Source organism: Neoroseomonas rubea, assembly GCF_016106015.1.
GTDB lineage: Bacteria > Pseudomonadota > Alphaproteobacteria > Acetobacterales > Acetobacteraceae > Neoroseomonas > Neoroseomonas rubea.
In genome coordinates, this window is sequence record NZ_JACADQ010000261.1 from 1 (window position 1) to 6048 (window position 6048).

A 6048-nucleotide genomic window follows, 5' to 3' on the forward strand; every position below is an offset into this window, starting at 1 on the left:
GCCATGGGCTGGCGCGCCGGGGGCCGCTGTAGGCCTGGGCGCGGTCGCGCTTCGCGCTCGCGGATCGCGGCCTGCCGCCATCCGTTTTTGTTGTTCCTCAGACGGCGGGCGGCGGCCGTCCGGCCGCCTTGCCTTCGCGCCATGGGCTGGCGCGCCGGGGGCGGCTGCAGGCCTGGGCGCGGTCGCGTTTCACGCTCGCGGATCGCGGCCTGACCGCGCCGCGATCCGTTTTGCGGCTTCGGCGGCCGTCGTCAGTCCGCGCCGGCGCCGCGCGCCATGGGCTGCCCCGCCAGCAGCCCCGTCGCGCCCCCCAGCCCCATCGCGCGCGCCGCGAAGAAGCGCTTGAGCCGCGGCATCCGGTCCACCGCCGCGATGCCGAGCCGGCGCGCGATCCGCACCGGCGGCAGGCTCGAGGAGAACAGCCGCTCCAGCACATGCGTCGCGCCCAGCATCAGCAGCCCGTCCGGCCGCCGCGCCGCCTGGTAGCGCGCCAGCACCGTCGCACTGCCCGGGTCCTCGCCGGCATTCACCGCCTCGACGACCAGCTCCGCCAGGGCCGCGACGTCCCGGAAGCCGAGGTTCAGCCCCTGGCCCGCGATCGGGTGGATGCCGTGCGCGGCATCGCCCACCAGGGCCATGCGCTCGGCGGTGTAGCGCGCGACATGCATGGCCGACAGCGGATAGGACCAGCGCCGCCCGATCGGGCTGACGCGGCCGAGATGGTCGCCGAGCCGGGCCTGGAGCTGCCGCGCATAGGCCGCATCGTCGAGCGCGAGGCACCGTCGCGCGATCGCCGTCCGCTCCGTCCAGACGATGGCGCTGACATGCGGATGGCCCGCGATGCCGTTCATCGGCAGCTGCGCGAAGGGCCCGTGCGGCAGGAACTGCTCCAGCGCGATGTTGTGGTGCGGCTTCTCATGCGCCACCGCGCCGACAATGCCCATGCAGTGGTAGTCGAGCCGCGCGGCGGGGATCCCCGCCTCCCGCCGCAGCACCGAATTGCGGCCCTCGGCGCCGACGACCAGCCGCGCGCGGATCTCCTGCCCGGTCGAAAGCCGCACCAGGGCGCCATCCGGCCCGCGCGCCACCGTCGCGGTGGCGGGCGCGAAGACCGACAATTCGGGCAGCAGCGGCAGCCGCGCGTTGAGCGCCACGCGCAGGCCGCGCGCCTCGACCATCCAGCCGAAGGGGTCCTCCCCCACCTCGGCATGGTCGAAATGCAGCGAGAGGGGGGAGGCAGGCTCGCCGGGCCGGCCATCGGCGACGCGGATGCCGAGGATGGGGCAGGGCGCCTCGGGCAGCCTGTCCCACACGCCGGCGGCGTCGAGCAGGCGCTTCGACGTCAGGGCGATCGCATAGGCGCGGCCGTCGAAATCCGGTATCTCCATGGGCGGCAGCGGCGCGGCATCGACCACGGCGGCGCGGACGCCGCCGGCGGCGAGTGCCGCGGCAAGGGTGGCCCCGACGGGACCGGCGCCGAGGATGCAGACCTCGACCTCAAGGGACGTGTTCATGGCTGCAATCTAGGCGGGCATGGCGCGCCTGCCAGCCTGCCTTCGTATTGTGCATTCGCACAATTGTTCGGCGCCCGCTGTTGCGCCCGCGACGCGGTCCGGCGGCGGGCGGCGCCTGGCGGCTCTGGCACGGCTCTTGGAAGCCACCGCCCTACTCCCGCCGGAGAAAGGAACAGGACGGCGCCATGAAACTCGTGATGGCTGTGATCAAGCCCTTCAAGCTCGATGAGGTGCGCGAAGCGCTCACGCCCCTCGGCGTGCAGGGGCTGACGGTGACCGAGGTGAAGGGTTTCGGCCGGCAGAAGGGCCAGACCGAAATCTACCGTGGTGCCGAATACCATGTGAGCTTCCTCCCCAAGGTGAAGATCGAGGTCGCCGTCCCGGCCGAACTCGCGGATGCGGTGGTCGAGGCGATCGCCACGACCGCGCGCACCGGCAAGATCGGCGACGGCAAGATCTTCGTCCTCGATGTGGAGCGCGCGCTGCGCATCCGCACGGGCGAGACCGACAATTCGGCTCTCTGACGGGCCGGCGACCATGCACGGAAAGGACATGACGAAGGTGAAGCGCATGATCGCGCGCGGCGGCCTCGCCGCACTGGGCCTGATGTTCGCGGCGCTGCCCGCGATGGCGGCCGACGACCCCAAGGTGGACACCGGCGACGCCGCCTGGATGCTCACCTCCACCGCGATCGTCCTGATGATGACGATCCCGGGCGTGGCGCTCTTCTACGCGGGCATGGTCCGCAAGAAGAACGTGCTCGCCACCATGATGCAGTCCTTCTTCATCTGCGGCCTCGTCTCGGTGCTGTGGATGGTGGCGGGCTATTCCATCGCCTTCGGCAATGGCGGCGCCTATTTCGGCGACTTCTCCCGCATCCTGCTGAACGGGCTCGCCGAGAACTGGGACAAGCCCTTCACGCTCGGCACGGGCGACGCGACCGTCGCCTTCACCATCCCCGAATCGCTCTTCGTGATGTTCCAGATGACCTTCGCGGTCATCACCGCCGCGCTGATCACCGGCGCGGTGGCGGACCGCATGAAGTTCTCCGCCCTCGTGCTGTTCATCTCGCTGTGGACGCTGCTCGTCTACAGCCCCGTGGCGCACTGGGTGTGGCATCCCTCGGGCTGGCTGTTCGTGGACGGCGCGCTGGACTTCGCGGGCGGCACGGTGGTGCACATCAACGCCGGTGTCGCGGGCCTGGTCGCGGCCATCGTGCTCGGCAAGCGCGTGGGCTTCGGCACCGAGAACATGGCGCCGCACAACCTGGGTCTCGCCGTGATCGGCGCGTCGCTGCTCTGGGTGGGCTGGTTCGGCTTCAATGCCGGCTCGGCCGCCTCCTCGGGCGGCGGGCGCGCGGCGATGGCGATGCTGGTGACGCAGGTGGCCGCGGCCGGCGCCGTGCTCGCCTGGGTCTTCGCCGAGTGGATGATCAAGGGCAAGCCGTCCGTCCTTGGCGCGATCTCGGGCGCCGTCGCGGGCCTCGTTGCCATCACCCCGGCGGCCGGCTTCGTGCTGCCGGGCTCGGCGCTGATCATCGGCGTCGCGGCTGGCCTGGCGGGCTACTGGGGCGCGACCGCGCTCAAGCACGCGCTCGGCTACGACGACAGCCTGGACGCCTTCGGCGTGCACGGCATCTGCGGCATCGTCGGCGCGCTGCTGGTGGGCTTCCTCGCCTACGGCCCGCTCTCGGCCACCACCGCGGCGCCGGAAGGCATCTCGGGGTCCATGGCGCAGTTCATCAAGCAGTGCACCGCGGTGGGTGCGACGGTCGTCTTCACCGCGGTCGCGACCTTCATCCTGCTCAAGGTCGTGGACGTGATCGTCGGCCTGCGCGTGACCGAGGAAGAGGAGCGCGAGGGCCTCGACGTGACCATGCACGGCGAGCGCATCAACTGACGCGACGCGCCTCGGCGCGCGCCTGAACCGGCGGGCCCGGGGAGAGATCCCCGGGCCCGTCTGCTATTCGAAGGCCGGGTCGACCGGCACGCGCAGCGCCTCTGCCAACCGGTTCGTCTCCGCCGCCATGCCGAGGATGGCAAGCAGTTCCCCGTGCATCTCGTCCGTCATGCCCTTCGCCCGCGCGGCCGCGGTGTGGGAGGCGACGCAATAGGCGCAGCCCGCCGCGGCCGAGGCGGCGAGGTAGAGCATCTCCTTCACCACCGGGTCGAGCGCGCCCGGCGCCATCACCTGCTTCAGGCTCTCCCAGGTCCGGGCGAGCGTCGGCGGATGGACGGCGAGCGCCTTCCAGAAATTGTTGACGTCCGCGACGCCGCGCACGGCCTTGATGTCGTCGTAGACGGCGCGCACCTCGGGCGGTGCCTCGGCGTGGTTGATCAGGCGGGTCATGCGCTCCTCGCGTCGTGGGTCGGCGCGGCGAAGCGTAGCGCGGGACGGTGCCGGATGTTGCGCCCCCGTCCGGCCAGGTGACACGGCCGCGCCTTCGGGCAGAGTGCCGGCGGGAGGGCCGCCGATGTGCTGGTCGATGGAAGCGACCGTCGCGATGGTGGCGACCGGCACGGTCGCGACGGCGGTCACGATCCGCAGGCGGGAACCGCCCGCGATCCCGCTCGTGCTCGGCTGGTTCACGCTGATGGAAGCGCTGCAGGTCGCGGGCCATGCGACGGTCGGCCAGTGCGCGGCGCCGGCGAACCAGGCGACCGCGCTGCTCTCCTACCTGCACATCGCCTTCCAGCCCTTCTTCATCAACGCCTTCGCCCTGTGCCTGGTGCCCGCGACGGTGCGGCGCGGCGTGCGGATGGCGGTCTGGATCGCCTGCGGCGCCTCGGCCGCGGTGATGCTGCTGCAGGCATACCCCTTCGCCTGGGCGGGCGCCTGCCGCGCTGGCACCGTGCTTTGCGGGCCGGGGCCCTGCGTCGTCCCGGGCGAATGGCATATCGGCTGGAGCATTCCGCGCAACGACATGCTGGCGATGGTGTCGGACCTGCCGATCATCGCGAACGGCTTCCCAACCTATATCGCCACGGCCTTCCTGCTGCCGCTGCTCTACGGCGCTTGGCGCTTCGTGCTGTTCCACGCGCTGGTGGGGCCGGGGCTGGCCTCGATGCTCACCGCGACCGCGAACGAGATGCCCGCGATCTGGTGCCTGTTCTCGATCGGCATCATCCTGGCGAGCCTCTCCCGCCCGATCCGGGCGGGGCTCGAGACGCGATCCTGGTTCCTCTGGCCCGCCTCATGGCGGGCATGAGGCGGCGCCCTTCTGGCGCGCGCGGCGCCAGATCAGGCGGCGTAGGAGGAAGCGGGGTCCAGTTCCAGCCGGTAGCCGCCCGATTCCGTCACGAGCAGCCGCGCATCGGCGGGGTTCAGCTCGATCTTCTGGCGCAGGCGGTAGATGTGTGTCTCGAGCGTATGGGTGGTGACGTGGCTGTTGTAGCCCCACACCTCGTTCAGCAGGATCTGCCGCGGCACCGGCTTGCCGCCGGCGCGGTACAGGAACTTCAGGATCGCCGATTCCTTTTCCGTCAGCCGCAGCCGCTTGCCGCGCGACGGGTCGTGCAGCTGCTTGGCGGAAGGCCGGAACAGGTAGGGCCCGATCTGGAAGATCGCGTCCTCGCTGCTGTCGTAGACACGCAGCTGGGCGCGCATGCGCGCGAGCAGCTCGCTCATGCGGAAGGGCTTGGCGATGTAGTCGTTCGCCCCGGCATCCAGCCCGCTGACGATGTCCTGTTCCCCGTCCGAGCCGGTGAGCATGATGACCGGCATGCGGTATCCGCCGCGGCGCAGCCGCGTACAGAATTCGCGCCCGTCGCCATCCGGCAGGGTCAGGTCGAGCAGGACGAGGTCGAATCTGGCGCCGGAGCCGGCAAGCCGGGTCTCGGCATCGGCGAGCGAGGCGCTGACGGCCGGCTCGAAATCACCTTCGTGGCCCAGTTGTTCCGCGAGCGTTTCGGCAAGCGCGGAATCGTCCTCGATGATCAGAACAGGGCGCGGCCCCGACATCCCCCGTCATCCTCTATCCAAGCACGCATCCGCGCGGTCTTTTTGGCGGGTGCGTCAGCCCCCGCGACAGGTATGCCGTGCCGTGACGGCTTGTGCCAGCGGTAGGACCGTTCGGGAAGCAAAATCGCGCACGTGTGATTGACGGGGGATGCATCTGGACGCTTCTGTCGCGCGTACCACATCCCGGAGGCCCCACGGGATGCCAGAGGGCCCACCCCCGGTTGCCTTTGGCGCGCCATATTCCCGGCGCGCCATGGATCGAAGAATGGAACGCCAGACGATGACGCCTCCCGGCCAGCTCGCGACTGACGAGACGATCCCCGTCGTGCCCGCCGATGCGGCGTCGCTGTCGCAGCGGGCCGTGCACCGCGCCGTGGCCGAGTTGCGCCGCGGCACGCCCGTGCTGTTGCGCGGCGCTGACACCTGCCTGCTGGTCGTGGCGGCCGAGACGGTGGGCGCGCGCGGCCTTGCCGACCTCGCGGCCGCCTCGCTCGGCGCGCCGGTGCTGCTGCTCGCCCCCGTCCGTGCCGCCGCCGTGCTCCATCGCCCCGTGCCCCACGCGGCCGAGGAGGAA

General features: G+C 71.1%; 6 protein-coding genes and 1 pseudogene. 4 read left to right on the top strand and 3 right to left on the bottom strand.

The window, feature by feature from the left end:
* Nucleotides 1-251: 251 nt before the first annotated feature.
* Nucleotides 252-1514 carry a UbiH/UbiF/VisC/COQ6 family ubiquinone biosynthesis hydroxylase gene (locus HW577_RS18930; protein WP_198377698.1) on the bottom strand — a complete coding sequence of 421 codons (1263 nt, stop codon included), beginning with the start codon at nt 1512-1514 and terminating at the stop codon, nt 252-254.
* Nucleotides 1515-1699: 185 nt separating this feature from the next.
* Here HW577_RS18930 and HW577_RS18935 point away from each other — a divergent pair, with 185 nt between their 5' ends.
* On the top strand, nt 1700-2038 hold the full coding sequence (locus tag HW577_RS18935; protein WP_198377699.1) for a P-II family nitrogen regulator: 339 nt from the start codon (nt 1700-1702) through the stop codon (nt 2036-2038).
* A gap of 28 nt (nt 2039-2066) precedes the next feature.
* Complete coding sequence (locus HW577_RS18940) at nt 2067-3413, top strand: ammonium transporter (protein WP_408639542.1); 1347 nt, start codon at nt 2067-2069, stop codon at nt 3411-3413.
* Nucleotides 3414-3476: 63 nt separating this feature from the next.
* On the opposite strand, the gene HW577_RS18945 is transcribed toward HW577_RS18940, so the two are convergent.
* Complete coding sequence (locus HW577_RS18945; RefSeq protein ID WP_198377701.1) at nt 3477-3863, bottom strand: carboxymuconolactone decarboxylase family protein; 387 nt, start codon at nt 3861-3863, stop codon at nt 3477-3479.
* Nucleotides 3864-3987: 124 nt separating this feature from the next.
* Here HW577_RS18945 and HW577_RS18950 point away from each other — a divergent pair, with 124 nt between their 5' ends.
* A complete protein-coding gene (locus HW577_RS18950; RefSeq protein WP_232475059.1) occupies nt 3988-4722 on the top strand; it encodes a DUF5765 domain-containing protein in 735 nt (244 codons plus the stop codon).
* Nucleotides 4723-4754: 32 nt separating this feature from the next.
* On the opposite strand, the gene HW577_RS18955 is transcribed toward HW577_RS18950, so the two are convergent.
* Entirely contained in the window at nt 4755-5474 is a 720-nt protein-coding gene (locus tag HW577_RS18955) for a response regulator transcription factor (RefSeq protein WP_198377703.1), read from the bottom strand.
* A 265-nt stretch (nt 5475-5739) separates the two neighbouring features.
* Here HW577_RS18955 and HW577_RS18960 point away from each other — a divergent pair.
* A pseudogene (locus tag HW577_RS18960) lies at nt 5740-6048 on the top strand (hypothetical protein); the annotation flags it as partial.

Coding starts and splice junctions, on each gene's coding strand:
- HW577_RS18950 (WP_232475059.1), top strand. CDS start 3,988: ATGTGCTGGTCGATGGAAGCGACCGTCGCGATGGTGGCGACCGGCACG.
- HW577_RS18940 (WP_408639542.1), top strand. CDS start 2,067: ATGACGAAGGTGAAGCGCATGATCGCGCGCGGCGGCCTCGCCGCACTG.
- HW577_RS18930 (WP_198377698.1), bottom strand. CDS start 1,514: ATGAACACGTCCCTTGAGGTCGAGGTCTGCATCCTCGGCGCCGGTCCC.
- HW577_RS18945 (WP_198377701.1), bottom strand. CDS start 3,863: ATGACCCGCCTGATCAACCACGCCGAGGCACCGCCCGAGGTGCGCGCC.
- HW577_RS18935 (WP_198377699.1), top strand. CDS start 1,700: ATGAAACTCGTGATGGCTGTGATCAAGCCCTTCAAGCTCGATGAGGTG.
- HW577_RS18955 (WP_198377703.1), bottom strand. CDS start 5,474: ATGTCGGGGCCGCGCCCTGTTCTGATCATCGAGGACGATTCCGCGCTT.